A 26,128-nucleotide genomic window follows, 5' to 3' on the forward strand; every position below is an offset into this window, starting at 1 on the left:
TCTGCGGAAATTCTGGATTGCTTCGCTGCGTTCGCAATGACGAGTGGGCTCACCCCACCACGATCTCCCCCGCCTCCGCCGCCATGCCCACATGGGGCGGCAGCGGCATCGGCACGGTCACATAATCCTTCGGCAGATTCACCGGCCGATAGCCCGGCTCCACCGCCATCCGCTTCACCACGCTCTCATGCACATGCGCGCCTTCGGGGATGGGGCGCGGTTCGCAATCGGGGATGTAGAAACCCCATAACACCTTGCGTTCCGGCCATTCCTTGTAGGTCGCGCTCTTCGGCAGATACTCCAGCACGCGCCACAGCGCCGTCATCGAATCATGCAGCTCGCCCGTCTTGCCGGTGTAAGCCGGCGGCACGTATTGGAACGGCGAGTTCGTGCGCTGGATGCCCCAGGCGAGCTGGTTCACCGTGCGCGGGTTGAAGTTCAGCCCGGCCTTGGTCGCCTCCTCGATCATCCAGAGCAGCGGATATTTGGACTCGCCGCTCTCGGCCTCCGGATAGCCGCCGCCGACGTCGCAATGCACGCCGGCGAACCACACCTGCAGGATGTCCTGCGGCTCCTTCTTGTCGTCGGGCACGAAGCGGTTGCGCCAATAATCCTGCGGCTCGTCATACTGCTTGAGGCGGAACATGCAGCGCCGCTCGTCGATGGCGATCGCCTGGCGGAAGATGTTGACGCTGGGATTGCGCAGCGTGAAGGCGAGCTCCTCAAAGCTCGGCAAATAGAGCCGGTCGGCGCGCGGCACGATCACGCTCGCCACCGTGTCCCAGACGCCGATGAAGTGGATGGTCGGCCAGCGCGACGAAGTAATGCGTGCGAACTGTGCGGCGAGATCGAACTTGTTTTTCGGCAGCGGCCCGTTGTCGTCAAAACCCTCATCGATGAGGTCGCTGACATCGTTGCCGCGCCCGGTGCCGGAATATTGCTTGTAGGCGACGAGGCCACTGCCTGCGAGGTTGGCCTGCTCCGGCGAGATCAGGCCGACCTTGTGGATCAGCCCCGCCAGCACCCGCACCGTATAGGCGCCGCGCGAGAAGCCGAACAGATAGATCCTGTCGCCCGGCGCGTAGTGCTGGACCAGGAAGCAATAGGCCGACAGCGTGTTGTCATCGAGCCCGTAGCCGGTGGCGAGCCCCAGCACCAAATTGACGTTGGCTTTCCAGCGGTGCCACGTCGACGGCTCCGTCACGGTGCCGACCCCGGGATCGTAGAACACCAACTGCCGCGGCTTCGTCTTGTCGGTCTTGCGCAGGCAGCGATAGAGCTTCAGGACGTTGGAGATGTTTTCAGAAATCTCGTTGCCGGTGCCGTCACAGCAGATGACGAGGTTCTTCGGCTCGGATGTGTGGTCGGCGTTGCGCTCGTGATCCACAGGATGCCCCTCCCGCTGATGCTACCCGGGCGAGTATAGCGGAAAAGGGCGGGGAGAGGGAAATGTCGCTTCTTCCCCTCTCCCCTTGTGGGAGAGGGTGGATCAATCGCGCTCCGCGCGATTGAGACGGGTGAGGGGTCTCTCTCCGCGCGCGAATCTCCCGCGTCGGAGCTCCGCGGAGACAGACCCCTCATCCGGCGCCATAGCCGATGCGAAGCATCGGCGTTTTCAAGAACGGCAGCCGAAGGCCGCCTATGCCACCTTCTCCCACAAGGGGAGAAGGGAAAACAGCGCCCGCTACTTCTTCTTCTGACCGATCTCCGGCTGCCACGCCGCATCCTTTCGGCTCGGCGCTGCGGCGCTGGTCTTGATCTTGTCCTTCTTCGGCTTCTTGGTCTCGCGGTTGCTGCGTTGCTGTCCCTTGGCCATGACGTCGTCTCCTCCTGGGTTTCGAGTTCGTCCGCGTGCGAGATCGGCGCTGCAATGGTCACTGGCGGGGCTGTAAGATGCGTCCGCCGAGCCATTGAAGATCGCCGCCGCGCACACGAGGCGCGAAAGATGCAGCGCAACATCGACGCGCGGCAATTGCGTGAGCTGCGCTGACGTGGTCGAGCGTACGCCCGCGCCATGCCGATTGCGAGGACTAAAACGCCGCGTGCAAGCGCCGCGATTGCGCCTTAAGTCCCGGCCCGCGCTGACATAATGCTGGCTATTGCCGCGCAAGAAGCGCATGCTTCGCCACAGCTGGCGTCGGTTCGGGGCCCCTTCTTTGCGAAAGGCAGGCGCGCATGACCATCCGCTCGCGGCGAGAAACCATCACCTTCAAGCATCCATTCCACATCCGCGGCCTCGATCGCGAATTGCCGGCCGGCGCCTATGAGGTCATCACCGACGAGGAGATGATCGAGGGCCTGTCGTTCGCGTCCTATCGCCGCGTCGCCACCATGATCACGGTGCCCTCCGAAGGCGTGCGCGGTGCGACGGAGATGCTGTCGATCGGCTCGGTCGACCTGGCGGATGCCCAACGTATCGACGCGAGTGCCTGAAATGACTGACATCCCGGTCGATCTCGACAGCCACCGCGGCATGGCCGCCCAGAAGGCAACCGATCTGCGCCGCGCGCTGGCCGATGTCGAGGCCCAGGTCAGGGAGCTGCGCGAGCGAGAGGCCGATCTCGAAAACCGCATGATGTCGGTGCCGGCCGCCTCCTGGCCGGAGGCCGCCGTGAAGGCCCGCCATCTGCTCAACCTCTATGCCGCGGGCCTGCCCGCCGAGGACACCCGCCACCGCGCGCTGGTGACCGCGCTGTTCGACGATTTCGCAAGGCTCAACGGCGACGGCTGAACGCGAGCCAACTCAGGCGTCGTCCCGGCCGAGTGCGCTATTGCGCACGGAGCCGGGACCCATAACCACCGAAGCGCATTGTTGTGCACCCTTGTGCCACAGCGTGCTTCGATAACGCTGATCCTCGTCCGCCGTGCGCCATCGCGCACAAGGCCGGCACGACGCGCGGACGCAAAAGGAGTACCCCATGACACTCACCACCAGCCGCTTCATCGCCCACGACCAGGACCGCGGCATCGTCCAGTTCTCGATGCAGGACGGCAGTAAGGAGATCGCCTGCGCGATCTCGACCTCCGCCATGGACGACCTCGAGCGCGGCCCGCGTGCCCGGCCGAGCGAGCGCGAAGAGCAGTTCACGCGCCTGCGCGAACGCATCGAAGCCTGCACCGGACGCAAATATCAGGCGACGGAGTTCGAAGGCACCCCGCCGGGGATCGTGCTGCGGAGCATTGATTTTCGGGGGTAGGGGGGAAGGCTACGCCCGCGTAGTCTCGGCTTCTCTTACATTAGATCGAACGCGAAACGGCATGGCTGCGTCCTGACGGAGTTTAGATTGATTGAGGCTGGGTTCGGCGCGCATCACTGGACGCGTGGCGAAAAAGAGGTACGCTTGCCGCAGCTGTCGCGTGCAAAAGGCATTTCGGGTGGCTGATCGACCTTCGTCCGAAGTTTATAAGAGCAACGTTATTTCCGAACTCGGCTTTGAAGACTTTCAAGCGGCTGAGCGCGCTTATCGCGTTAACATGATCGTCGCGAAGCAGTCGGCGACGTCTGGTGCCGTGCTGGGGCGAGTCATGGCTCAGTTGAAGTCGATGCCTGCTCGCTATGCTCCGGGACGAGATCACCTTCTGTTTTACCCCGCACTGCTCAACGAGCTCGAGCTGCAGGTCAAACCGTTCGACAGCGTCATAGATAAACTCCATCGGTCAAATGTTCTCTACAACAGGCATTTTCCAAAGTTAGCAGAGGGGACAGTTGGGCCTGCAAAATTCTATGAGGGAGTTGAAGATCTCTTGCGGACTCGTTTGGTCTGCAAATACATGGATGGGCCGCGGTTCGTTTGTGAGGATCTCAAGCGATTCTGCGACCAGAACGATGTGGAGAGCAAGTTTAGGGAGCTGAGTACGGATGCTGGCTACTATGCTTGGCATTACTACTTTCGAGTGCCGGTCGAGTTGATGCTAAATGGCGCGGTTGTCGAGAAAAAAATGTGGGTTGAGATTCAACTCTCCACACAGCTCGCCGAAGTCATAACTACGCTGACACACGAGTTGTACGAGACGAGACGCGCGCTGGGTCCAGCAAAAAATAACAACGATTGGCGTTGGGACGCGAGCTCGCAGCAGTTCCGTTCTGCCTACCTTGGGCACGGGCTCCACTTGCTTGAAGGGATTATCCAGAACTTGAAGGACGATTTGCTACGCCGGCCCGCGATCAAGAAGGCTGGCGGAGCCCTTCATGTCGCCGCTCTGCATGAACCTAGAGGCGAAACTACAAAAGATGCTGCGGCTGAAGTTGGTGAGAAGGAAGGATAGGAATGGCCATTAGCTCACCTCAACCCTCCGTCGTGCACCTCGTAACTCTTTTCAGGCAAATAACGTCTGGGGACATTAGAATTCCAGCGTTCCAACGAGAGTTTGTTTGGAAGGAGAAGCAGATCATCGAGCTTCTCGATAGCGTGGCGGAAGGCTTTCCTATTGGCAGCCTGCTTCTGTGGGGCGTCGATAATAAGATGCTGAGGATCGCGCCGACCGACATGACTTCCTTCCCGAATGTGCCCGAGCATTATCCCACGAGTTACATACTCGATGGTATGCAGCGCCTCTCGACCCTCTATGGGGTCTTCAATTTTGGGGTCTCCACAAACGATCCTCGTTTTGATGTGTTTTACGATCTCGAAGGTAAGGCCTTCGCTCATAGAGATGGAGCGGCACCGATTCCAGAAAGTGCCATACCCCTATCTGCGCTCTTTACCCCTCGCCAGCTCTTGGAACATCAATCGCGTCTATCGAATTCGAACGACGGTGACGTGCTTATTGAGAGGCTGTTGCAGCTCCAAGCGTCTTTTCAAGAATATATGATTCCAGTCGTCGTAATCAAAAGCGGCGACGTTCATCGCATCGTTGGCATCTTTGAAAAGATAAATTCGACAGGGACTCGTCTTGATCCTGTTGATTTTATGCGGGCGATCACTTGGGCGGAGGACTTTGATTTAAATCACTACTTAGACGACGCAACTTCAGCTTTGTCTGAGATGAGAATGGAGTTGAGCGCCGAAACAATTATCAAGTGTGTGGGACTTGTTCTGGGGATTCCTCCCACGACAGACGATCTGCTCAAATTGCGGAATGAGGAGCCGAGGAAACTTGCTGAGGCCTTTGCGAAGACCATCTTGTGTATGAGGCGTGTTTCTGAATTTCTTCGCGAGTCTTTTCAAATTTGGTCGTCGGACTTGGTCCCGTACGAAGGGCAATTATTGCTCCTATTTAAGACGATCGGAATGGAAGAGGCCGACAAGGCATATTGGGCTCAAATTGCTCGTTGGTATTGGGCGACCGGGTTTAACGAGAGCTTGCGGGGGAAGCCTGACCACTACGTGGTGCGAGCACTAGAAAATTGGCCTGCGTTAATTAGAGGCGAACTGAGAGGCCTGGAGCCTCGACTCAAGCTTACGCAAATTGATCTGTTTGAGAGGCGTCTCGTTAGCCGAGGCGCGCTCTCAGCCACGTTCGCTGCAATGTTCGCTGTTACGGGCACGAAGAGCCTTGTTGACGGTAAGGCGATCGATCCCGCCACCTATATGGCCGGGTCAGAGACGAACTTTTTTGAAACGGTTTATTCTCGGGCCGAGCTCACTTCCGGTGGCTTAGCAAATGCAATATCCGCTCGCCTGTTTGGTAACGTTGTTCTTGCGGACCGAACGCTACTAAAGCAACAGGGACTGCAAGGTATGCGTCTTTGGATCAACGCCGCAGCGGAAGCTGGGGCATGGGACGTGCTCGCATCACAGTTCATTGACGCAGAGGCCGTAACAGCAATGCAGGTGAACGATCCAGTTGGGTTTATGTCGCGCCGCGTATGGTTGATGCGTCGCAGAGCGTTAGAATTGGTCGGAGCAGAATAGCATTCAGCGAATCTTGGGTTGAGCATCTGGCATAAACAAAAACGGCCGGATCTTCCGATCCGGCCGTCACGCAAACTCTTACTCGGCCAAGCCTACGCCTCGCAACGTAAGCCCTCGCCCAATCCTAAAATTCTTAGCTGGCCTTCTTCGCCGGCGCGGGCGTCGGGCCGACCTTCTTCTGGATGGCGCGCTTCAGCTCGAGGGCGCGCGGCGACAGCAGGTCGGCCTTGACCTTGAGCAAATAGGGATCGAGGCCGCCATTGTGGTCGACGCTCTTGATCGCGTTGGTGGAGACGCGCAGGCGCACGTTACGGCCCAGCGCTTCGCTGATGAAGGTCACGTTGACCAGGTTCGGCAGGAAGCGGCGCTTGGTCTTGATGTTGGAGTGGCTGACCGTGTGGCCGACCTGGGGGCCCTTGGCCGTCAATTCGCAGCGGCGAGACATGGTAAAATCCTCAATCTTTCCCAACGATGTGCGGCCGCCATTCGGGGCGCCACGGGCAAATTCTCTGTCCTTGCAGGGAGCGGGCGGACGTATAGGGGGGAAGGGGCGGGACGTCAAGGTTTTGGGGCGGCTGGGACGCCAGTTTCGCGCCCGGCACTCGGTGTCATCGCCCGCCTTGTGCGCACTCGCGCACTGGGGCGGGCGATCCAGTACTCCGCGCCGGTGCGGCTGACCAGAGGGGCCGCGGCGTACTGGATGCCCCGGTCAAGCCGGGGCATGACAGCGGTGGAGGTGGCGGGGTGAGGTGCGCGCTTCTGACCCGTCTGGATCACCAAAACGGCAATGATTATCGCGCCTTACCATCACATAAAGGGCGTATTCGCGCCCGAAGAGTCCGGTGGAGTTCCGGCGCGGATAGGCCCGGACGCATTGCTTGGCGCGGTTTTTGGCTTAAGTAACAACCGTTCGCGCCCGATTGGATTGTTTCGTGCTCACAACGCCTCATCTTGCGCCGAGCCTGCGCCCGAAGGAGCTGCGCTTAGCGGAGCGGCGCGCAAGGAATCCGCGCGCAAATCATCCGCGCTCTGCCGGTCGCTGGGTCATGGCGGCCCTTGGCGGGCTGGTTTTGGCGTGGGCGGCGGAGCCCGCGGCGGCGCAAGGCAAGCTCGAGGCGCAGTACGAGGCGACGCTGGCGGGCATTCCCGTCGGCAAGGGCGCCTGGAACATCGACATCCAGGACGACGTGTTCGCGGCCGCGGCCTCCGGCGGCACCTCGGGGCTGCTGAAATCGTTCGCGGGCGGGTCCGGCACCGGTGCCTCGCAGGGCCGCGTGGTCAACGGCGCGCTGGTCGCGACCGGCTATCAGGCCTCCACCACCACCTCGAAGAAGACCGAAGAGATCCGCATCACGCTCGACAAGGGCAATGTGAAGGATTTTGCCATCGTGCCGGAGCCTCCGGTCGATCCCGACCGCATCGTCGTCACCGACGCGCATCGCCGCGGCGTCTGGGACCCGATGACGGCCTCGCTGGTGCGCGTATCCGGCACTGGCGACGTGCTGTCGGCGGACGCCTGCCACGGCAGCGCCGCCGTGTTCGACGGCCGCATGCGCTACGAGCTCAAGCTCGATTTCAAGCGCATGGAGAACGTCAAGGCGGAGAAGGGCTATCACGGCCAGGTCGTGGTCTGCTCGCTGTATTTCGTGCCCATTGCCGGCTACATCCCCGACCGTCCCGTGATCAAATATCTCGCCGCCCAGCGCAACATCGAGGTCGCGTTCGCGCCGATCGCCGGCACGCGCATCCTGGTCCCGTTCTGGCTGAAAGTGCCGACGCCGCTCGGGCCGGCCATGCTGGAAGCCACGTCCTTCATCACCAGCGCCCAGCCGCCCAAGGTCGCGAAGACGCAGTAGGCCGGGCGTCCCGCCCTGAACCTCGCTTTCTGGCGAAAATAAACACGAATGATTTCAACGACATGCCTACTGTGCATGGGGTTGTTTTCGCACTTTTGTTTGGAGGGGGTCGAGGAGCGGGAATCCATTTGACTCCTCCCCGATTCTGATTCGACTCCGCGCCGTCCCCAGCTTTAACGAATCCGCCATCGAAACGTCGCTTGTGCGGCGGGGCAAAACTCCATCTAGTGCGAACCCATAAGCCTCCCGCGACATGTTGCGTGAACGGAACAGGACTCACGGGGGAGTCTGCGATTCGGCCGCGATTCGTTCTCAACTCGTTCCGAAGCTTAAAGCCAACGGGAAAAGCGTCGCAAAGTGAGACAGTTGCGCGAGGTTCGGGGAGAATGCTCCCACACTCTCGGTGTCATCGCCCGGCTTGACCGGGCGATCCAGTACACCGAGGCGTCTGTGATTGAGCCGAGAAGCCGCGGCGTACTGGATGCCCCGGTCAAGCCGGGGCATGACAGCGGAGAAGCCGAAGCCGGGTGACTTCCAGGCGCTTCGCGCCACCGCCCCAAAACAGCACTGACATTCGCCCCAATCGCCATTACCTAATCCCCCAGATGCCTTTTTCCTCCTCCCCCTTCGCTTCCGAGCGACTCCCCGGCGCCGGCGTCACCGCGGTGCTTGGTCCCACCAACACCGGCAAGACCCATCTCGCCATCGAGCGGATGCTCGCGCATCCCTCCGGCATGATCGGGCTGCCGCTGCGCCTGCTGGCGCGCGAGGTCTACAACAAGATCGCAGCAAGGGTCGGCCCCGATGCCGTCGCGCTCGTGACCGGCGAGGAGAAGATCAAGCCGAAAGCGCCGCGCTACTGGGTCTCCACCGTCGAGGCGATGCCGCGGGATCTCGACGTCTCGTTCCTTGCCGTCGACGAGGTGCAGATCGCATCCGATCTGGAACGTGGCCACGTCTTCACCGACCGCATCCTCAACCGCCGCGGCCGCGACGAGACGCTGCTGCTCGGCGCTGCGACCATGCGTCCGATCATCGAGCGGCTGCTGCCGGGCGTCTCCATGATCACGCGGCCGCGTTTGTCGCAGCTCGAATTCGCCGGCGACCGCAAGATCACGCGGCAGCCGCGCCGCACCGCCATCGTCGCCTTCTCGGCCGACGAGGTCTACGCCATCGCCGAGCTGATCCGTCGCCAGCATGGCGGCGCCGCCGTGGTGCTGGGCTCGCTCTCGCCGCGCACCCGCAACGCGCAGGTCGCGATGTTCCAGGACGGCGAGGTCGATTACCTCGTCGCCACCGACGCCGTCGGCATGGGCCTCAATCTCGACGTCGACCATGTCGCCTTTGCCTCCGACCGCAAGTTCGACGGCTACCAGTTCCGCCGGCTGACGCCGTCCGAATTCGCCCAAATCGCCGGCCGCGCCGGCCGCGCCACCCGCAACGGCACCTTCGGCACCACCGGCCGCTGCGCGCCGTTCGAGCCCGAGCTCGTCAATGCGCTGCAGAACCACACCTTCGACCCCGTGAAGGTTTTGCAATGGCGCAATTCGAAGCTGGATTTCGCTTCCCTCGGCGCGCTCCAGGTCTCGCTGAACCTCGCCCCCGGCCATGAGGCGCTGACGCGCGCGCCCATCGCCGAGGACATGCGCGTGCTCGATCACGCCGCCCGCGACGCCGAGGTGCGCGATGTCGCACATGGCAAGGACGCGGTGGAACGGCTGTGGGAGGCCTGCCAGGTCCCGGATTATCGAAAGCTGTCGCCGGCCGCCCATGCCGAGCTGGTCACGACGCTGTACGGCTTCCTGATGCGGAAGGGATGCATCCCCGACGCCTGGTTCAGGACCCAGATCGACCAGGCCGACCGCGTCGACGGCGATATCGACACGCTGTCGGCCCGGATCGCGCAGATTCGCACCTGGACCTTCGTCGCCAACCGTCCCGACTGGCTGAAAGACCCCGAACGCTGGCAGGGGATCGCCCGCGAGGTCGAAAATAAATTATCGGATGCGCTCCATGAACGCTTGACTGAGCGTTTCGTTGATCGCCGGACCAGTGTATTGATGCGCCGCCTGCGGGAGAACACGAGCTTGAATACGGAAATCGGCAAGACCGGCGAAGTCATCGTCGAAGGCCATGTCATCGGCCGCCTCGATGGCTTCACCTTTGCACCGGATGCGGCGGAAGCCGGCTCCGATGCGAAAGCGTTGCAGGCTGCAGCGCAGGCCGTGCTCGCCGGCGAGATCAACGCGCGCGCCGAAAAACTGGGCAATGCGCCGGACGAGCAGTTCGTGCTGACCTCGGAAGGCATCATCCGCTGGACCGGCGACGCCGTGGCGCGGCTGTCTGCCGCAGAGGACGCGCTGCATCCGCGCATCCGCATCATCTCCGACGAACGCCTCACGGGCGGCCCCCGCGACAAGGTGCAGGCCCGGCTCGAGCTCTGGCTCAAGACGCATATCGAAAAGCTGCTCGGGCCGCTGTTCGAGCTCAGCAAGGCCGAGGACGTCACCGGCATCGCCCGCGGTATCGCCTATCAGCTCGTCGAGGCGCTCGGCGTGCTGGAGCGCCCGAAGATCGCCAACGAGCTGAAGGACCTCGACCAGCCCTCGCGCGCGACCTTGCGCAAATACGGCGTCCGCTTCGGCGCCTATCACCTTTATTTCCCCGGTCTGCTCAAGCCGGCCGGGCGTGCGCTGGCCGCGCTGCTCTGGGCGCTGAAGCAGGACAATGTCGATCCCTCCGCGCTGTCGGGCGCGCAGCATCTGGCAAGCTCCGGCCGCACCTCGTTCCCGGTCGACAAGCAGCTGCCGCGCGATGCCTATCGCGTGCTCGGCTACAAGCAGGCCGGCGAGCGCGCCGTGCGCGTCGATATCCTCGAGCGCCTGGCCGACCTGATCCGTCCGGCGCTGGCCTGGCGCGAGAACGCGTCCGGCGAAAAGCCCGCCGGTGCGTTCGACGGCCGCAGCTTCGTGGTGACGCAGGCGATGACCTCGCTCACCGGTTCGGCCGGCGAAGACTTTGCGTCGGTGCTGCGTGCGCTCGGCTATCGCATGGACAAGCGCCCGCCGCTGCCGGCGAAGCCCGCTGCGGCTGTTGCCGAGACCCCTGTTGCTGAAGCCTCCAGCGAAGAGACACCCGCAACCGAAGCGCCGGTGGAGGACGCCGCCGCGCCCGCGGACACCGCGATCGAAGCCGCCGCCGAGCCTGTGACCGTCGAAGACGCGCCCGGCATGGAGCAGCACGACGAGCCCGCGCCTGAAGAGCCGGCGCTTGAGGCTTCCGTCACGCCCGAAGACGCTCCCGGCATCGCGCCACCTGCGGAAGATGCTGCGGCAGCCGTTGAAGCTGCTGAAACCGTGCCCGCTGAAACCGCGTCTGCCGAAACCGCGCCTGCAGAGACTGTTGCAACCGAAGCCGCTGCGTCGGCCGATGCGGCAGCACCCGTGGAGGCCGCGGCGACGTCCGCCGAGCCCGAGCTCATCGAGGTCTGGCGTCCCGCCGGCCGTCACGACGATCGCAAGCCGCGCCACGAGCGCCATCGCAACCCGCGTCACCAGCCGCGTCCGCAGGCAGCTGCTGAAGCCGGCGCTGCGCCTGCCGAAGGCGAAGCCCAGCCTGCCGCCGACGGCGAGAAGCGCGGTGAGCGTCATCGCCATGGCGGCGGTCATCGTCGCGATTCTGGTCGCGATGGCGGCAGGGATTTCCGCAAGCCGCGCGAAGGTGGCGCCGAAGCCGCGCCGCGTCCTGAGGACAAGAACCGCCGGTTCGAGGGCAAGAATGGCGGCAACAAGGACCGCGACAACAAGGATCGCAACAAAGGCAAGTTCGGCGGCGATCGCGACAAGGGCCGCGACAACCGTGGCCGCGACCGCGACAAGGGCCGCGACCGCCAGGGCGGGCCGTCGCTGCGTCCCTACGCATCGAGCGCCACCCCGCGCGAGCGCGATCGCCCGGTCGATCCGAACTCGCCGTTTGCAAAACTCGCTGCGCTAAAGGAGCAGCTGTCAGGGCGTAAGGAGTGAGCCCACGACCGAGCGGCAGCGCATTGACAAATGGCTATGGCACGCGCGGGTGGTGAAGGCGCGCACCTCCGCTGCCGAGCTTGTCGAGTCGGGCCATGTTCGCGTCAACGGCGCACGCGAGAAATCGCCAGGGCATGCGATCAAGATCGGCGACGTGCTCACCGTCGCGCTCGATCGCACCGTGCGCGTCTTGAAAGTCATCGCCTTCAACGAGCGCCGCGGCGATGCCGCCTCGGCCCGTGTGCTCTACGAAGAGCTCAGCGAAGGCCATCCGAATTCTCAGCGCAATTAATTGCGCTTTGAATTCATTTCTTGGTCGATCAAGCGCATAAAGCCGTCATGATCGGCCGTTCCTGAGCTTGCGGCGCCGGGCCATCCGCGCTACGCAAGCCGCGACTTTTAAAAGAGCTTTTCGGAGCGTTGGATGACTTACGTCGTCACTGAAGCGTGCATCAAGTGCAAGTACACCGACTGCGTCGAGGTCTGCCCGGTCGACTGTTTCTACGAGGGCGAGAACATGCTCGTCATCCATCCTGACGAGTGCATCGACTGCGGCGTGTGCGAGCCCGAATGCCCCGCCGATGCCATCAAGCCGGACACGGAACCGGGCCTGGAAAAGTGGCTCACGGTCAACGCCGACTACGCCAAGAGCTGGCCGAACATCACCCAGAAGAAAGAATCACCTGCCGACGCCAAGGATTTCGACGGCATGGAGGGCAAGTTCGACAAGTATTTCTCCTCGAACCCCGGCTCCGGCGACTAATTCGGGTCAAACTTAACCCTATTAGCGGCGTTATCGCTGAAAACCAGCCCTTAAGACCCCTAAATCATTGATTTTTGCGGGAAATGTGCTATATTGGGCACATTGAGCCGAACCCTGGTTAGCCCCGTCGGCCCCGTTGGGTTCCCGTGAAACCAAATGTCGAACAGGGGCGTGGCAGTTTCCGCGCGCAGGCTGTGTCACAGAAAACGCGTAAAAAGAGTACTTCAGCGAAGGCTTCCCATAAGGACGCCAAGAAAGTCGCCGCGGCCAGCCGTAGCGCATCCAAGGGTCGGACCGCGACTAAGGCGCCGGCTGCAAAGTCCTCGAAGAACAAAAGAAGCGCAATGCCTAACAAGACTGCCAAGCCGGCCGCGAAAGCGACCGTTGCCAAGCCTGTTGCCGCCAAGCCTGCCGCCAAGCCCGCTGTTGCAAAGACGCCCGCTGCCAAGGCTCCCGCTGCCAAGCCCGCCGCGCCGAAGGCTCCCGTTGCTGCTGCTCCTGCCAAGGCCCCTGTCGCTGCCGCCAAGCCGGCCGTGAAGCCCGCGGCTGTCGCGCCGAAGGTCGAAGAAAAGAAGGTCGTGACCCAGCGTCAGGGCTTCAAGGCCAACGAATTCGTCGTCTATCCTGCTCACGGTGTCGGCCAGATTCTGGCGATCGAGGAGCAGGAGATCGCCGGCGCGAAGCTCGAGCTGTTCGTCATCAACTTCATCAAGGACAAGATGACGTTGCGCGTGCCGACCGCCAAGGTCGCCAATGTGGGCATGCGCAAGCTGTCGGACCCCGCGCTGGTGAAGCGTGCGCTCGAGACCCTCAAGGGCCGTGCCCGCGTCAAGCGCACCATGTGGTCGCGCCGCGCCCAGGAATACGAAGCGAAGATCAATTCGGGCGACATCGTCGCGATCGCGGAAGTCGTGCGCGACCTCTATCGCTCCGAGTCGCAGCCGGAGCAGTCCTACAGCGAACGCCAGCTCTATGAAGCCGCGCTCGACCGTCTCTCCCGCGAGATTGCGGTGGTGCAGCACTCGACTGAGACCGAAGCGGTCAAGGAGATCGAGGCCCAGCTCGCCAAGAGCCCGCGCCGCACCGGCGCCAAGTCCGAAGCCGCCGAAGGCGAAGGCGAAGGCGATGCGGACGCCGAGGGCGATAGCGACGAGACCGATGGCGGCGCTACGGTCGCCGACGAGGCCGCGTAAACCTCTCGCGCGTTCATCGCAACAAATCAAAAGCCCGGCCGTTTGCCGGGCTTTTTGTTTCGGAGGGACGGTCAGCGGGCCGAATTGCTTCTGAGCCTAAGCGGTCCTGAACGGCATCAAACCCGCGATGCGCTTCCCGAAGCGCCGCGCCCGGTCTCGCGGCCGTCTCCGCCCGCGTCAGTCGCAACTGTCGACCACCAGGCGCCCAACGCATCGATCAACGGCACCAAGGTGTGGCCGGCGGCGGTCAGATCGTACTCGACCCTCAACGGGTATCCGCCGAATTCCGTGCGGGTCACGATACCGGCGTCCTCCAGTTTGCGAAGCTCGAGGGCGAGCATCCTGTGCGAGATGGTCGGATTGTCCCGACGCAAGTCGCTGAACCGTTTGGTGCCCTGTTTCAAATAGTAGATCAGAAGCGTAGGCCACCGGCCGCTCAGGATCTGCATCACTTCCTCGATGGGACATCTCGAAACGAGGTCTTTCATCGGCGGACTCCAGGTTACAAAAATGTTCGCAATTTACTTGATGGAGCGAGCGACTAGGGTTCGGGACCGCTGCGCAGCGTGATCATCAGAAATCACGGAGAATAGATCGATGGATCCAATCCTACTCTACGGCTTCCCGATGGGAAGCTCCATGGGACTCGTTGCAACTCTTGAATGGCTTGGCAGGCCATATCGCCTGTGTCGCGTCGACATGCTGGGCGAGATGCTGAGCCCGTCATACGCCAGGATCAATCCGCGACACGAGACGCCTGCACTCATCACGGAGCAGGGTGATGTACTGACGGAAACCATGGCGATCGCAGCTTGGCTCGAAGCCAGGGATACCGAACGGCGCATCAGCTTTGATCCGGTGTCGCCGAAAGCCGATCGCATGCATCAGCTGATGGCGTTCGTGAATACCGGCTTTACCGGCGCGTTCGCACCGCTTTGGGTCGCAATGGAAGGCGCGGCGATGGACGACGCCATGCGCTCGGCCTTGCGGGATTTCGGAAGGAGAAAGGTGATCGAACGCCACGACAAGCTCGAAGGCATGATCGAGCCGGCGAGGTTCCTGCTCGCCGACCGGCCGACCCTTGCGGACGCCCTGCTGGCAGGTGTGGCGCGCTGGCTCGACTTCCACGCCGTCGCGGAGAGGAGCCGCTGGCCAAAGCTGTCGGCGCTGCGCCAACAACTCGAGGCCGATCCCGGGGTCATCTATGCCACCGCCGTGGAGAGCGGGAGCAATGATCCGGGAGCAGGATCCTGTGCCGGCCATATCGCGCTGGCCGACGTCATCGCGCGATATGGCAAGCAATCCTAACCAGTGGAGAGGAGGAGCGGCTTCGATCCGCTCCTCCTCACTTCACCGGCCGCTTCTCGAGCTTCCTTGCCAGCGTGCGCCGGTGCATCCCGAGCCGCCTCGCCGCCTCCGAGATGTTGAAGTCGGTCTCGATCAGCGTCTGGTGGATGCGTTCCCATTCCAGCGTTTTGATCGATGTCGGCCGGGCGTCGAGTGCGACCTCGGCATTGCCTGCAGCCTTGTTGAAGGCGGCCTCGATGTCGTCGGTGTTCGACGGCTTGGCCAGATAGTGGCATGCGCCGAGCTTGATGGCCTCGACCGCGGTGGAGATGCTGGCAAAGCCCGTCAGCACCACGATCAACATCTCCGGATCGTGCGTGTGCAAAAGCTCGACGCAGGCCAGCCCCGAAGCGCCGCCGAGCTTGAGGTCGACGACGGCATAGCCGAACGATCGCTCCTCCAGGACTTTCCGCACCTCCTCGATTGAGGCGGCGAGCACGACCTCGTAGTCGCGGCGCTCGAACGAACGCTTCAGGGTGCGCGCGAAGCCGGCATCGTCCTCGACGACGATGAGCGAACGGTCAGGCGTCAAAGCTGCCTCCGATCGCCAGCGTTGCGAGCGGCAGCGTGAGGCGCACCGTGGCGCCGCGCTTCCTGTGGTTCTCGGCGGTCACGCTGCCCCCTAACTTGCGCACCACGTTCACCACCAGGAACAGGCCGAGCCCGCCGCCGGCGCGGCCCTTGCTCGACTGATAAGGTTTTCCGATTTGTGCCAGCATCTCCGGCGCAAAACCGGGGCCGCGATCGCTGATCGACAGCACGAGATTGTCGCCCTCGCGCCCGGCAACGAGCTCGACCCAGTCGCGCGAGACCTCGTAGGCGTTGTCGAGCACGTTGAAGATCACCTGCTTCAGCGCGACGTCCGAGACGATCGCGACGTCTTCGCCGAAGGTGTTGACGAAATACAGCGTGCGCGCCGAGCGCGCGTCGCGCCACTCCTCCACCAGCGCGGTGACGAAAGCCGCAACCGTCGTCGGCGACGATCCTTCGCCGCGGGCCTCGCCCGCTGAGACCAGGATGCCCGTCACGATCGACTTGCAGCGTTGCAGCGAGGTCTCCATCTCCGCCAGGTCCTCGGCCAGCTCCTGATCGGCGGCGAGGTCGGGCATGCGGCGCCAGTCGCCGAGGATGACCGAGAGCGAGGCGAGCGGCGTGCCGAGCTCGTGCGCCGCGCCGGAGGCGAGCAGGCCCATGCGCACGATATGATCCTGCTCGGCGGCATGCTGGCGCAGCGCCGCCAGATGCGCGTCGCGCTCGCGCAAATTCCTGTTGATGCGGGTGACGAACACCACCAGCAGCACGGCGTTGAGCACGAAGCCCAGCAGCATGCCGGCGACCGTGAGCGTGTAGGTCTCGCTCAGCGGGTTCGGCGGCAGCTCGAGCGGCCGATAGGCGACGGTCAGCCAGACGAAGCTCGCGCAGGTCAGCGCGACCAGCGACCAGGTCGAGCGGCCATCGAGCAGCACGGCGCCCAGCGTCACCTGAAGCAGGAACAGCGAGGTGAAGGGATTGGTGGCGCCGCCGCTGAGGTAAAGCTGCGCGGTCAGCGCGGCGACGTCCAGCATGAGGGCGACGAGCAGCTCGTTGTTGGTGATCGCGGCGCGATGGCGCACCCAGACCAGGCTGGAGATGTTGAGAAATATCAGGGCGCCGATCACCGCGCTCATCCGGGTGAGGGGCAGGGGAATGCCGAGCCAGACATGCACGCCGCCGATGGTCACGATCTGGCCGACCACTGCGGTCCAGCGCAGCTGGATCAGCAGCGCCATGTTCTTGCGGTTGGTCTCGTCGTCGGTCGGCGCAGCGCCGATCAGCTCGCTGCGCGCGTCCGCCTGCGATTGCAGCGTGACGGCGTCATGCGTCCTTTCGTCAGGTGGGCTCGACGAACGTTCCAGCATCTGATCCCGTCCTGCGGGCGACGGCATCAGAACCGCCGGCCGCTTCGTGGACGAAGCCGCTCCAGGGCTCCTTGCGGCGGAACAGCCCGCCGCCGAATGTGACGAAAAGTTTACCGGCCAGCATGAAAGCCAGGGCAAACCACGTCAGCGCGTAGATCAGGTGGTTATTGGGAAAGCTGATCACGGTCAATCCGCCGATTGGGCTGCTGCCGGATTGTGATCGAGCGTCGGCATCGATGAAAAAGGGCGCGACGTGGTCGAGGCCGCGTGCCGCCGCAATCGCGGCGACATCCCGCGAGTACCAGCGATTGTGCTCCGGCACGTTGGTCCTGAGGAATCCGCCTTTTGGCTCCGTCACGCGCAACAGGCCGGTGATCTCGACCGGGCCTTGCGGATTGCCGTCCCGGCGCGTCGAGGCGTCGCGCCGCTCGGACGGCACGAAGCCGCGGTTGACCAGGACCAGCGTGCCGTCGCTACGCTGAAGCGGCGTCAGCACCCAATAGCCCGGGCCTTCTTCGGTGATGGCCTGAACCAGCGTCTCGCGGTCATGCAGGAAATGGCCGGTGACGCTGACGTGCCTGTACTCGTCGTTCGCGGCGGAGACGGTGGGCCATGTCGCCGGCGAGGGGATCGGCTGGGCCGGAGCATGAACGCGCTGCTCGACGCGCTCGATCAGCGCCAGCTTCCAGGCGCGGCGCTCGATCTGCCAGACGCCGAGCGCGATCAGAAGCGCAAAGGCCGTGAGCGAGAGGACCGCGAGCCACAAGGGCGGGCGCGCAGCGTCGCGGTGCGCCCCGTTTGCCTTGCTCGTCACGGTCCGGGTCTTGCTCACTTCAGAGCCTCGCTCATTTCATCCCGGTCATCTGGTGGATCGGCATCATGTTGCTGTTGAGGTGGTTCATCACCCACAGCGAACCCGACAGCGCGATCACCACCATGACGATGGTGAAGATTAGCGCCATCATGCTCCAGCCGTTCTCGGACGTCGTGTTCATGTGCAGGAAGTAGATCATGTGCACGACGATCTGCACGACCGCGAAGGTCATGATCACGAGCGCGGTGATCTGCTTGCTCGGAAGCGCGCCGCTCATCACCAGCCAGAACGGGATCGCGGTGAGCACGACCGAGAGCACGAAGCCAAGCATATAAGTCGAGAACGAGCCGTGGGCGTGGGCTTGCGCGTGGCTGTCGCCGTGGTGATGATCGCCCGCATGGGCGGCGTGAGTATCGGTGTTCATCGCAGAACTCCCAGGAGATAGACGAAGGTGAAGACGCCGATCCAGACCACGTCCAGGAAGTGCCAGAACATCGACAGGCACATCAGGCGGCGGCGGTTGGCCTCGATCAGGCCGAACTTCCAGACCTGCACCATCAGGGTCACCAGCCAGATCAGGCCGCAGGTGACGTGCAGGCCGTGGGTGCCGACCAGGGTGAAGAAGGCGGACAGGAAGGCGCTGCGCTGCGGCGTCGCGCCCTCATGGATCATGTGGGCGAACTCGGACAGCTCGATGCCGATGAAGGCGGCGCCGAACAGGCCGGTGATCGCCAGCCAGATCTGGGTCTGCGCGATCTTGTTCTGCTGCATCGTCAGCATGGCGAAGCCATACGTGATCGAGGACAGCAGCAGCATCGAGGTGTTCACCGCGACCAGCGGCAGCTCGAACAAATCTTTCGGCGCGGGACCGGCGGCGTAATTGCCGCCGAGCACGCCGAAGGTGGCGAACAGGATCGCGAAGATGAGACAGTCGCTCATCAGATAGATCCAGAAGCCGAGCGAGGTGCTGTAACCTTCCGGATGCGGCTGTTCGTCGGCGAGGTAGAAGGTCGGCTCGCCGGTTTGCGTGGGATTGACAGCGACAGTCATTTACTTGGCTCCGGCGAGCAGTTTGGTGCGCGCGTCCTCGGCCCGGATGACGTCCTCGGCCGGAATGTCGAAATCGCGGTGATAGTTGAAGGTGTGACCGATGCCGACGGCGAGCATCGCGATGAAGCTCGCGGCCGCCAGCCACCAGATGTACCAGATCAGGCCGAATCCCATCGCGGTAGCGAAGCCGGCCAGGATGATGCCGGTGCCGGTGCTGCTGGGCATGTGGATCGGCTTGAACCCGGTGAGCGGGCGCTGATAACCGCGCCTCTTCATGTCCCACCACGCGTCATTGTCGTGAACGACGGGGGTGAAGGCGAAGTTGTAGGCCGGCGGCGGCGAGGAGGTCGCCCATTCCAGCGTACGCGCATCCCAGGGATCGCCGGTGACGTCCTTGAGCTGCTCGCGCCTGAGGAAGCTGACCGCGAACTGCATCAGCATCGAGAGGATCCCGAGGAAGACCAGGAAGGCGCCGATGCCGGCGACGATGAACCAGATCTGCAGGCTCGGGTCGTCGAACACACGGAGCCGGCGGGTCACGCCCATCAGACCGAGGACATAGAGTGGCATGAAGGCGAGGTAGAAGCCCGTGACCCAGAACCAGAACGACAGCTTGCCCCAGAACGGATCGAGCTTGAAGCCGAATGCCTTCGGGAACCAGTAGCCGATACCGGCGAACGCGCCGAACACGACGCCGCCGATGATCACGTTGTGGAAGTGCGCGATCAGGAACAAGCTGTTGTGCAGGACGAAGTCGGCCGGCGGCACCGCAAGCAGCACGCCGGTCATGCCGCCGAGCACGAAGGTCAGCATGAACGCGATCGTCCACATCATCGGCAGCTCGAAGCGGATGCGGCCGCGATACATCGTGAACAGCCAGTTGAACATCTTCGCGCCCGTCGGGATCGAGATGATCATCGTGGTGATGCCGAAGAAGGAGTTGACGCTGGCGCCCGACCCCATCGTGAAGAAGTGGTGCAGCCAGACCAGGTACGACAGGATGGTGATGACCACCGTGGCGTAGACCATCGAGGTGTAGCCGAACAGCCGCTTGCCCGAGAAGGTCGAGGTCACTTCCGAGAAGATGCCGAAGGCGGGGAGAACCAGGATGTAGACCTCGGGATGCCCCCAGATCCAGATCAGGTTCACGTACATCATCGGGCTGCCGCCGAAATCGTTGGTGAAGAAGTTGGTGCCGACGTAGCGGTCGAGCGAGAGCAGCGCGAGCACGACGGTCAGAACCGGGAAGGAAGCGACGATCAGTACGTTGGTGCAGAGCGCGGTCCAGGTGAACACCGGCATCCGCATCATGGTCATGCCGGGGCATCGCAGCTTGACGATGGTGCAGATCAGGTTGATGCCGGACAATGTCGTTCCGACGCCCGCGACCTGTAAGCCCCATATGTAATAGTCGACGCCGACATCCGGACTGTAGCCGATGTTCGACAGCGGCGGATAAGCCAGCCAGCCGGTGCGGGCGAATTCGCCGATGAACAGCGAGGCCATCACCAGCACCGCGCCGCCGACCGTCATCCAGAAGCTGAAATTGTTCAGGAACGGGAACGACACGTCGCGCGCGCCGATCTGGAGCGGCACGACGAAGTTCATCAGGCCGGTGACCAGCGGCATCGCCACGAAGAAGATCATGATCACGCCGTGGGCGGTGAAGACCTGGTCGTAGTGATGGGAATTGAGGTAACCCTCGGAGCCGCCGAAGGCGAGCGCCTGCTGCAATCGCATCATCAGCGCGTCGGCGAAGCCGCGCAGCAGCATCACGATGCCGAGGATCATGTACATGATGCCGATACGCTTGTGGTCGACGCTGGTGAACCATTCGCTCCAGAGATAACCCCAGACGCGGAAATAGGTCAGGCCGGCAAGCATGATGAGGCCGCCGGTCGCCACCACGGCAAAGGTGCCGACGACGATCGGCTCGTGCAGCGGCAGCGATTCGAAGGTGAGCCGGCCGAAGATGAGCTTGAGAAGATCAGGAGACATGCGGGATCTCTTTACGAATCTGACTTCGGACGTTGTCCGAGGAAGAAGGACGAGGACTTCAGCGGCGTGAAAGTTGGCCGCTTCAGGCCGGCGCCGAGCAGCGGCGCGGTGTCGACAGGTGCCGTGATGGAGGCGGTGGTCCTGCCCTGCGGCGCATCGGGCGTGCAGGTGCCGGCGACGAAGGTCGGCTCCGGGCCAAGCGCCGTGCCGCGGCGGGCGTACTTGTCGTAGGCCAGCGGCAGGGTGTTGTTCAGGCCCTCATGGCCGAGGCCGCCCTTGGCGTCGATCGCCATCATCTCGCTCTGGCACATCTTGCCGGTCTCGACGCACATGTTGAGGATCAGGCGGTAGAGATCGGAATCGACCGTGCCGTAGCGCCGCACCGGCTCGTTCTGGCTGGGCTTTTCGAGCTGGAGATACTCGGCGCGGCCGAGCGAGCCGCCGCCGGACTTGGCGCTGGCGATCCAGGCGTCAAAGCCCTTGTCATCGAGACCCTGGAAGTTGAAGTGCATGCCGGAAAAGCCGGCGCCGCTGTAGTTCGCGGAAAAGCCCCGGTAGGTGCCGGCGTGGTTCACGACGGCGTGGAGCTTGGTCTCCATGCCCGGCATCGCGTAGATCTGGCCGGCCAACGCGGGGATGTAGAACGAGTTCATCACCGAGGACGCGGTGATGCGGAAATTGATGGGGCGATCGACCGGAGCTGCCAGATCGTTGACGGTGGCGATGCCGTAGTCCGGATAGATAAAGAGCCACTTCCAGTCGAGTGCGACGACGTCGACCTCGAGCGGGGCCTTGGATTGGTCCACGGCGCGGTCGGCATGGATGCGGCCGAGCGTGCGATAGGGGTCGAGCAGATGCGTGCCCATCCAGGTCAGCGCGCCCAGGCAAACGATGATCAAGAGCGGCGCCGACCAGATCACCAGCTCGAGGCTGGTCGAGTGGTCCCATTCCGGCTCGTAGCGGGCGTCGGTGTTGGACTGGCGGTAGCGCCAGGCGAACAGCACCGTCAGCGCCATCACGGGGACGACAATCAGGAGCATCAGGACGGTGGAGATGATGACGAGGTCGCGCTGTTGCGCTGCGATATCGCCGGCCGGCGCCAGCACGACGTAGTTGCAGCCGCTGAGCGCAACCACCAGGGGTAGCAGCGCCAGGATCTTGAAACGGGACACGGGCCGAGCCTTATGAGAATGAGTTTCTTTTGCGAGGCCAAGGGGTAGCTGCGGCGCAGCAATCCGGACATTGGACAATTTGTCCAATGTTGCGGTGCGGGATGTTGCGCCAGACAGGGCTAGATTGCCTGGCGCCTCGCCGGGCGGTCGGCTTTGGTTTTCAGGACGTTAAGGGCGCACGAATGGCGACGGCACAGACCCCCGCAATGGCAGACCACTCGGGCGAGCACGGCCACGACCAGGCCAGTCCCGGCGAGATCGCTATCGGCGTCATCATCGGCCGCACCTCGGAATTCTTCGACTTCTTCGTCTTTGCGATCGCCTCGGTGATCGTCTTCCCGCGCCTGGTGTTTCCGTTCACGAGCGAACTGACCGGCACCCTCTATTCCTTCATGGTTTTCGCGCTGGCCTTCATGGCCCGGCCGATCGGCACCGTCATTTTCATGACGGTCGACCGCGGGTACGGCAAGACGGCCAAGCTGATCTCGGCGCTGTTTCTGCTCGGCACCGCCACCGTCGCGATCGCGTTCCTGCCCGGCTATCACGAGATCGGCGCTGCCGCGATCTGGCTGCTGGCGCTGGCGCGCATCGCACAGGGTCTGGCCTGGGGCGGCGCCTGGGACGGCATGGCCTCGCTGCTGGCTCTGAACGCGCCGCCTTCGCAGCGCGGCTGGTACGCGATGGTGCCGCAGCTTGGCGCGCCGCTCGGTCTGATCGTGGCGAGCGGCCTGTTCGCCTATTTCGCTGGGAATCTCTCGGCCGACGATTTCTTCGATTGGGGCTGGCGCTATCCGTTCTTCGTCGCCTTTGCCATCAACGTCGTGGCGCTGTTCGCGCGCCTGCGCATGGTGACGACGGAAGAATATGCCTCGCTGTTCGAGACCCGCGAGTTGCAGCCCTCGCGCATCTCCGAGACGGTGGCGCGCGAAGGCCAGAACATCATGCTCGGTGCGTTCGCGCCGTTGGCAAGCTTCGCGCTGTTCCACATGGTTACGGTGTTTCCGCTGTCCTGGGTGTTCCTGTTCACGCGCGAAAGCCCGGTGCGCTTCCTGATCATCGAGATCGTCGCCGCCGTGTTCGGCGTCGGCGCGATCGTGCTCTCCGGCGTCATCGCCGACCGCGTCGGCCGCAAGTCGCTGCTGATGGGATCGGCGATTGCGATTGCGATCTACAGCGGCTTTGCCCCGCAGCTGCTCGATGCCGGCGCGTTCGGCGAGACCATCTACATGGTGATCGGCTTCATCCTGCTCGGTCTGTCGTTCGGCCAGTCGTCGGGTGCGATCGCATCGAACTTCAAGCAAGCGTATCGCTACACGGCCTCGGCGCTGACCTCCGACATGGCCTGGCTGTTCGGCGCCGGCTTTGCACCGTTGGTCGCTCTGCTGCTTGCCACCAATCTCGGCGTCATCGCCTCGGGTGCGTACCTGCTGTCAGGGGCGTTCTGGACCTTGCTTGCGCTCTGGCTCAGCGGCCAGCGCGAGGCCGGCGATATGGATGCGGGGCGCTGATCGGGCGGAGCTTGAAGGGTGGGCAAAGGCGCGTAAGCGCCGTGCCCACCACCTTTCGACAATCCTGACTGGAAATGGTGGGCACGCTTCGCTTTGCCCGCCCTACGGCAGTTTAGTGTATGTCAATCCGCCACGACCTTCACACGATCGCGCACCTTCACCTGCGCGTTGCGATCGAGCCCGTTGAGGACGCGAAAACGCTCGGCGGGGTGGTCGACGCCGGCCATGCGGTGGGAGAGCGATTCCACGGTGTCGCCGGGCTGCACGGTGATGACCTTGATGCGCAGCGGGCGCGCGGCCTGGATCTCGTCGAGCGTCAGCCGGCGGAATGAACCGACGGTCTCGCGCGCATTGCGCTCGCTCTCGGTCGATTTCTGCCGGGCCGCGAAGATGAAGCGGTAGACGTCGCTGCCGAAGCGCAACGCATAGACCTTGAACTGCCACTGGTCACCTTTCGCGGTCGCGGACGCAGCCGGAAAACCGTTGATAGTGATGTCCTCGGTGGAGGCCTTCTCGACGCCCTCCATCCAGCCGGAATTCAGGTAATCGCCGAGCGACTGTTCGGCCGGCACCCGCACGACGTCGAACCGCATCGCCTGCGAGCCGCCGTCGCGCACGCCGATCACGGCCTGCGCGGTGTTGTCGAGCGTGAAATTGTCCGGCGCCTGGAAGGTGAAGCCGAGCTTCGGATGCAGGAAGCGCCGGCCGCGGACAAAACCTTCGCTGGGGTCTTCGCCGTAGACGAGATTGTCGATCGCGGCGAGATAGGTCTCGCGGTCGCGCTCGCCGCCCTCTGGCGCTGCGTATTGCCGCGCGATGGTCTGCGCGTTCTGCACGCGCTCGGGCGTTGCCGGATGCGACGAGGTGAAATCCTGCGCGCGCGGATCGAGCGAAGTCTTGCCGACCTTCAGCTCGGCATTGCGCTCCATCGCCGAGAGAAAGCGTGCGGCACCATAAGGGTCGAAATGGGCCTTGGCGGAGATGCCGACGCCGACGCCGTCGGCCTCGAACTCCTGATTGCGCGAAAAGCTCGCCATCGTCAGCTTGGTCTTGGCGAGCGCGAGCGCGGTGAGATCGGGATCGTTGCTCATGTCGGTGACGACGCGGGTGACGATCGCCGCCTGGCGGGCCTGGTCCTCACGCATCGCGGCGTGCTTGGACAGCACATGCGCCATCTCGTGGCTGAGCACGGAGGACAATTCCGACGTATCGCTCGCCAGCGCAAGAAGGCCGCGCGTGACATAGAGCTGACCGTTCGGCAGCGCGAAGGCGTTCACCGCGCCGGAATTGAGGATCGTGACCCGGTAACCCTGATCGGGGCGGTCGGACGCCGCGACCAGCCGGTCGACGGTCTTGGTGACGAGCGATTCGAGCTTGGGGTCGTCGTAGGTGCCGCCATAGCTCGCCAGGATGCGCTCGTGCTCCTTCTCGGTGGCGGGGGTCTGCGCGACGGCCGGCTTCGGCTTGGGCATCGCGACGGTCGGCGGGGCCGCCGCGGTCTGGAACCGGCCCATATCGCCGCAGCCGGCGAGGGCTGAACCCAGCACGAGGCATAGCGCAGCCGGCGCTGCCCGCAGGCGGCGGCGTTCACCTCGTCCGTGCCGTCCTAGCACCCCATTCACGTCGCTTAACCCGTGCCTGGCCCCTTTTAGGGCCTTACCCCTGTCGGCTCGTTTGCGCCCAGCAACTCGATCTGTCCCACGAGGCGTACATCGATACGCGGCCCCGTATTCCCCTCAGCCCAGCCCCGGACACGAATACGTTTATTTTCCAGAGACTTAAGGACGATCCCGGCGCCTTCGAACGCGGGTACCATGCGCTTTGAAATAGTCACGGCGAAGCCGCGTGTCCAGTTCCGTCCGAAGTTGAGGTAGGTCATTGCCCCAGCTTGCCGGACCGACAGGACTTTGCCCTCGACCACCACAAAACGCCCGATCCCCGCCAAAATATCGTCCGGACTTTCCGCGTTTTTTATGGCCGACGGGTCAGCCCAGCTGCCCTTTTTTTGGCGCCTCGCCTCGGCCTCCGACGCCATCAGGGCGGCCGCGCAGTCCTTATCGGCGATCTCGGCGGAGACGATGGCGTCGCCCTGGGCGAGGAGCGTCGCCTGCACGGAGATGTCACCCTCGCCGACAAAGACCAGCGCGCCCTGACGGCCATAGCGGTCGGGCGTGTCGTCAGCGCTGCGCAAAATAACGTCGCGACCGACGAGCAGCGTGGTCAGCGCCTGCTTCGTGGTCGCGGTCGGCTCGATGCCGGTCAAGCGGATTTCCCGGCCGTCATCGAGACGCAGACTGCGCGCATCGATCGCGGCGACGCGGCCTTCGCCCTGGGACTCGAACTGGCACGGGCTCGCGAATGCGCTCTGACCCGCGAAGAGAAGGATTGCGATCAGGTGAAGCCGTTGGGTCACGTTGCCCGGTGAGGTTGCGTTACGCACCAGTTTTAACTCAAGCGCGGCGTGTCGCGAAGAGCCTTCCTCACACGCGGTCATTGCGAGCGCAGCGAAGCAATCCAGAATCTTTCCATGGAGGGACTCTGGATTGCTTCGCTGCGCTCGCAATGACGGACAAACGTTTATCCTGACCGAGCCATTCCGTTTTGCGGAAAACGCGCGATACAAGCGCGACCTGCGTCGCAGCTCGCGCTTGC

At 63.4% G+C, this 26,128-nt stretch carries 25 protein-coding genes; 12 read left to right on the top strand and 13 right to left on the bottom strand.

The window, feature by feature from the left end; all coding sequences use genetic code 11:
- Positions 1-49: 49 nt before the first annotated feature.
- A complete protein-coding gene (locus IVB40_RS01940) occupies positions 50-1,387 on the bottom strand; it encodes a DUF2235 domain-containing protein (protein WP_247817959.1) in 1,338 nt (445 codons plus the stop codon).
- A gap of 297 nt (positions 1,388-1,684) precedes the next feature.
- Positions 1,685-2,119 (bottom strand): hypothetical protein, encoded by a 435-nt coding sequence (locus IVB40_RS01945; protein ID WP_247817960.1) that lies wholly within the window; start codon positions 2,117-2,119, stop codon positions 1,685-1,687.
- A gap of 56 nt (positions 2,120-2,175) precedes the next feature.
- Between IVB40_RS01945 and IVB40_RS01950 the strand changes: the two genes are divergently transcribed.
- The 5 genes from IVB40_RS01950 to IVB40_RS01970 all read left to right on the top strand — a co-directional run bounded on the left by IVB40_RS01950 (position 2,176) and on the right by IVB40_RS01970 (position 5,855).
- On the top strand, positions 2,176-2,433 hold the full coding sequence (locus IVB40_RS01950; RefSeq protein ID WP_027567974.1) for a hypothetical protein: 258 nt from the start codon (positions 2,176-2,178) through the stop codon (positions 2,431-2,433).
- Position 2,434: 1 nt separating this feature from the next.
- The gene (locus IVB40_RS01955) at positions 2,435-2,731 is read left to right on the top strand and encodes a hypothetical protein (RefSeq protein ID WP_027567973.1); all 297 of its coding nucleotides are present in this window, start codon (positions 2,435-2,437) and stop codon (positions 2,729-2,731) included.
- A gap of 187 nt (positions 2,732-2,918) precedes the next feature.
- On the top strand, positions 2,919-3,197 hold the full coding sequence (locus IVB40_RS01960) for a DUF1488 family protein (protein ID WP_007599254.1): 279 nt from the start codon (positions 2,919-2,921) through the stop codon (positions 3,195-3,197).
- 160 nt (positions 3,198-3,357) lie between these two features.
- Positions 3,358-4,266 carry a hypothetical protein gene (locus IVB40_RS01965; RefSeq protein WP_247817961.1) on the top strand — a complete coding sequence of 303 codons (909 nt, stop codon included), beginning with the start codon at positions 3,358-3,360 and terminating at the stop codon, positions 4,264-4,266.
- A 2-nt stretch (positions 4,267-4,268) separates the two neighbouring features.
- On the top strand, positions 4,269-5,855 hold the full coding sequence (locus tag IVB40_RS01970; protein ID WP_247817962.1) for a DUF262 domain-containing protein: 1,587 nt from the start codon (positions 4,269-4,271) through the stop codon (positions 5,853-5,855).
- A 133-nt stretch (positions 5,856-5,988) separates the two neighbouring features.
- Here IVB40_RS01970 and rpmB read toward each other — a convergent pair whose 3' ends face one another.
- On the bottom strand, positions 5,989-6,300 hold the full coding sequence (gene rpmB, locus IVB40_RS01975; RefSeq protein ID WP_027567969.1) for a 50S ribosomal protein L28: 312 nt from the start codon (positions 6,298-6,300) through the stop codon (positions 5,989-5,991).
- Positions 6,301-6,901: 601 nt separating this feature from the next.
- Between rpmB and IVB40_RS01980 the strand changes: the two genes are divergently transcribed.
- The 5 genes from IVB40_RS01980 (at position 6,902) to IVB40_RS02000 (ending at position 13,689) form a co-directional block, all read left to right on the top strand.
- Complete coding sequence (locus IVB40_RS01980; RefSeq protein ID WP_247817963.1) at positions 6,902-7,711, top strand: DUF3108 domain-containing protein; 810 nt, start codon at positions 6,902-6,904, stop codon at positions 7,709-7,711.
- Between the two features lie 605 nt (positions 7,712-8,316).
- Positions 8,317-11,733 (top strand): helicase-related protein, encoded by a 3,417-nt coding sequence (locus IVB40_RS01985; protein ID WP_247817964.1) that lies wholly within the window; start codon positions 8,317-8,319, stop codon positions 11,731-11,733.
- A 22-nt stretch (positions 11,734-11,755) separates the two neighbouring features.
- Positions 11,756-12,025 carry an RNA-binding S4 domain-containing protein gene (locus IVB40_RS01990; RefSeq protein ID WP_081747864.1) on the top strand — a complete coding sequence of 90 codons (270 nt, stop codon included), beginning with the start codon at positions 11,756-11,758 and terminating at the stop codon, positions 12,023-12,025.
- Between the two features lie 132 nt (positions 12,026-12,157).
- Positions 12,158-12,496, top strand: coding sequence for a ferredoxin FdxA (gene fdxA / locus IVB40_RS01995; RefSeq protein ID WP_027567965.1), 339 nt, complete (start codon positions 12,158-12,160; stop codon positions 12,494-12,496).
- Positions 12,497-12,840: 344 nt separating this feature from the next.
- Positions 12,841-13,689 (top strand): CarD family transcriptional regulator, encoded by an 849-nt coding sequence (locus IVB40_RS02000; RefSeq protein ID WP_247363047.1) that lies wholly within the window; start codon positions 12,841-12,843, stop codon positions 13,687-13,689.
- Between the two features lie 116 nt (positions 13,690-13,805).
- On the opposite strand, the gene IVB40_RS02005 is transcribed toward IVB40_RS02000, so the two are convergent.
- Positions 13,806-14,177 (bottom strand): helix-turn-helix domain-containing protein, encoded by a 372-nt coding sequence (locus IVB40_RS02005; RefSeq protein WP_247817965.1) that lies wholly within the window; start codon positions 14,175-14,177, stop codon positions 13,806-13,808.
- A gap of 109 nt (positions 14,178-14,286) precedes the next feature.
- Here IVB40_RS02005 and IVB40_RS02010 point away from each other — a divergent pair, with 109 nt between their 5' ends.
- Complete coding sequence (locus IVB40_RS02010) at positions 14,287-14,997, top strand: glutathione S-transferase family protein (protein ID WP_247817966.1); 711 nt, start codon at positions 14,287-14,289, stop codon at positions 14,995-14,997.
- A gap of 37 nt (positions 14,998-15,034) precedes the next feature.
- Here IVB40_RS02010 and IVB40_RS02015 read toward each other — a convergent pair whose 3' ends face one another.
- From IVB40_RS02015 to cyoA, 7 genes are read right to left on the bottom strand one after another with little or no spacing between them, the layout of a single operon-like run.
- Positions 15,035-15,568, bottom strand: a complete 534-nt coding sequence (locus IVB40_RS02015; protein ID WP_027515183.1) for a response regulator transcription factor — start codon at positions 15,566-15,568, stop codon at positions 15,035-15,037.
- Positions 15,558-16,934, bottom strand: a complete 1,377-nt coding sequence (locus IVB40_RS02020; protein ID WP_247817967.1) for an ATP-binding protein — start codon at positions 16,932-16,934, stop codon at positions 15,558-15,560. The genes IVB40_RS02015 and IVB40_RS02020 overlap by 11 nt, the downstream gene beginning before the upstream one ends.
- Positions 16,906-17,766, bottom strand: coding sequence for an SURF1 family protein (locus IVB40_RS02025; RefSeq protein WP_247817968.1), 861 nt, complete (start codon positions 17,764-17,766; stop codon positions 16,906-16,908). The genes IVB40_RS02020 and IVB40_RS02025 overlap by 29 nt, the downstream gene beginning before the upstream one ends.
- 13 nt (positions 17,767-17,779) lie before the next feature.
- Positions 17,780-18,172, bottom strand: coding sequence for a cytochrome o ubiquinol oxidase subunit IV (cyoD, locus tag IVB40_RS02030; RefSeq protein ID WP_247817969.1), 393 nt, complete (start codon positions 18,170-18,172; stop codon positions 17,780-17,782).
- The gene (gene cyoC, locus IVB40_RS02035; protein WP_247817970.1) at positions 18,169-18,798 is read right to left on the bottom strand and encodes a cytochrome o ubiquinol oxidase subunit III; all 630 of its coding nucleotides are present in this window, start codon (positions 18,796-18,798) and stop codon (positions 18,169-18,171) included. The genes cyoD and cyoC overlap by 4 nt, the downstream gene beginning before the upstream one ends.
- On the bottom strand, positions 18,799-20,796 hold the full coding sequence (gene cyoB / locus IVB40_RS02040; protein WP_247405786.1) for a cytochrome o ubiquinol oxidase subunit I: 1,998 nt from the start codon (positions 20,794-20,796) through the stop codon (positions 18,799-18,801). It lies immediately after the preceding gene.
- Positions 20,797-20,807: 11 nt separating this feature from the next.
- Positions 20,808-21,968 carry a ubiquinol oxidase subunit II gene (gene cyoA, locus IVB40_RS02045; protein WP_247432450.1) on the bottom strand — a complete coding sequence of 387 codons (1,161 nt, stop codon included), beginning with the start codon at positions 21,966-21,968 and terminating at the stop codon, positions 20,808-20,810.
- A gap of 182 nt (positions 21,969-22,150) precedes the next feature.
- Here cyoA and IVB40_RS02050 point away from each other — a divergent pair, with 182 nt between their 5' ends.
- A complete protein-coding gene (locus IVB40_RS02050) occupies positions 22,151-23,476 on the top strand; it encodes an MFS transporter (RefSeq protein ID WP_027567954.1) in 1,326 nt (441 codons plus the stop codon).
- A 122-nt stretch (positions 23,477-23,598) separates the two neighbouring features.
- Here IVB40_RS02050 and IVB40_RS02055 read toward each other — a convergent pair whose 3' ends face one another.
- On the bottom strand, positions 23,599-24,990 hold the full coding sequence (locus IVB40_RS02055; protein WP_247819644.1) for a M48 family metalloprotease: 1,392 nt from the start codon (positions 24,988-24,990) through the stop codon (positions 23,599-23,601).
- A gap of 134 nt (positions 24,991-25,124) precedes the next feature.
- A complete protein-coding gene (locus IVB40_RS02060) occupies positions 25,125-25,970 on the bottom strand; it encodes a thermonuclease family protein (protein WP_247819645.1) in 846 nt (281 codons plus the stop codon).
- Between the last annotated feature and the right edge of the window lie 158 nt (positions 25,971-26,128).

The sequence above is a fragment of the Bradyrhizobium sp. 40 genome (assembly GCF_023100925.1).
Classification (GTDB): Bacteria; Pseudomonadota; Alphaproteobacteria; order Rhizobiales; family Xanthobacteraceae; genus Bradyrhizobium.

Excerpts from the sequence above, each read along its gene's own strand:
- IVB40_RS01945 (WP_247817960.1), bottom strand. The coding sequence starts at position 2,119 with ATGCGCTTCTTGCGCGGCAATAGCCAGCATTATGTCAGCGCGGGCCGG.
- IVB40_RS01950 (WP_027567974.1), top strand. The coding sequence starts at position 2,176 with ATGACCATCCGCTCGCGGCGAGAAACCATCACCTTCAAGCATCCATTC.
- IVB40_RS01955 (WP_027567973.1), top strand. The coding sequence starts at position 2,435 with ATGACTGACATCCCGGTCGATCTCGACAGCCACCGCGGCATGGCCGCC.
- IVB40_RS01960 (WP_007599254.1), top strand. The coding sequence starts at position 2,919 with ATGACACTCACCACCAGCCGCTTCATCGCCCACGACCAGGACCGCGGC.
- IVB40_RS01970 (WP_247817962.1), top strand. The coding sequence starts at position 4,269 with ATGGCCATTAGCTCACCTCAACCCTCCGTCGTGCACCTCGTAACTCTT.
- rpmB (WP_027567969.1), bottom strand. The coding sequence starts at position 6,300 with ATGTCTCGCCGCTGCGAATTGACGGCCAAGGGCCCCCAGGTCGGCCAC.
- IVB40_RS01980 (WP_247817963.1), top strand. The coding sequence starts at position 6,902 with ATGGCGGCCCTTGGCGGGCTGGTTTTGGCGTGGGCGGCGGAGCCCGCG.
- IVB40_RS01985 (WP_247817964.1), top strand. The coding sequence starts at position 8,317 with ATGCCTTTTTCCTCCTCCCCCTTCGCTTCCGAGCGACTCCCCGGCGCC.
- fdxA (WP_027567965.1), top strand. The coding sequence starts at position 12,158 with ATGACTTACGTCGTCACTGAAGCGTGCATCAAGTGCAAGTACACCGAC.
- IVB40_RS02000 (WP_247363047.1), top strand. The coding sequence starts at position 12,841 with ATGCCTAACAAGACTGCCAAGCCGGCCGCGAAAGCGACCGTTGCCAAG.
- IVB40_RS02005 (WP_247817965.1), bottom strand. The coding sequence starts at position 14,177 with ATGAAAGACCTCGTTTCGAGATGTCCCATCGAGGAAGTGATGCAGATC.
- IVB40_RS02010 (WP_247817966.1), top strand. The coding sequence starts at position 14,287 with ATGGATCCAATCCTACTCTACGGCTTCCCGATGGGAAGCTCCATGGGA.
- IVB40_RS02020 (WP_247817967.1), bottom strand. The coding sequence starts at position 16,934 with ATGCTGGAACGTTCGTCGAGCCCACCTGACGAAAGGACGCATGACGCC.
- cyoD (WP_247817969.1), bottom strand. The coding sequence starts at position 18,172 with ATGAACACCGATACTCACGCCGCCCATGCGGGCGATCATCACCACGGC.
- cyoC (WP_247817970.1), bottom strand. The coding sequence starts at position 18,798 with ATGACTGTCGCTGTCAATCCCACGCAAACCGGCGAGCCGACCTTCTAC.
- cyoB (WP_247405786.1), bottom strand. The coding sequence starts at position 20,796 with ATGTCTCCTGATCTTCTCAAGCTCATCTTCGGCCGGCTCACCTTCGAA.
- IVB40_RS02050 (WP_027567954.1), top strand. The coding sequence starts at position 22,151 with ATGGCGACGGCACAGACCCCCGCAATGGCAGACCACTCGGGCGAGCAC.
- IVB40_RS02055 (WP_247819644.1), bottom strand. The coding sequence starts at position 24,990 with ATGGGCCGGTTCCAGACCGCGGCGGCCCCGCCGACCGTCGCGATGCCC.
- IVB40_RS02060 (WP_247819645.1), bottom strand. The coding sequence starts at position 25,970 with ATGACCGCGTGTGAGGAAGGCTCTTCGCGACACGCCGCGCTTGAGTTA.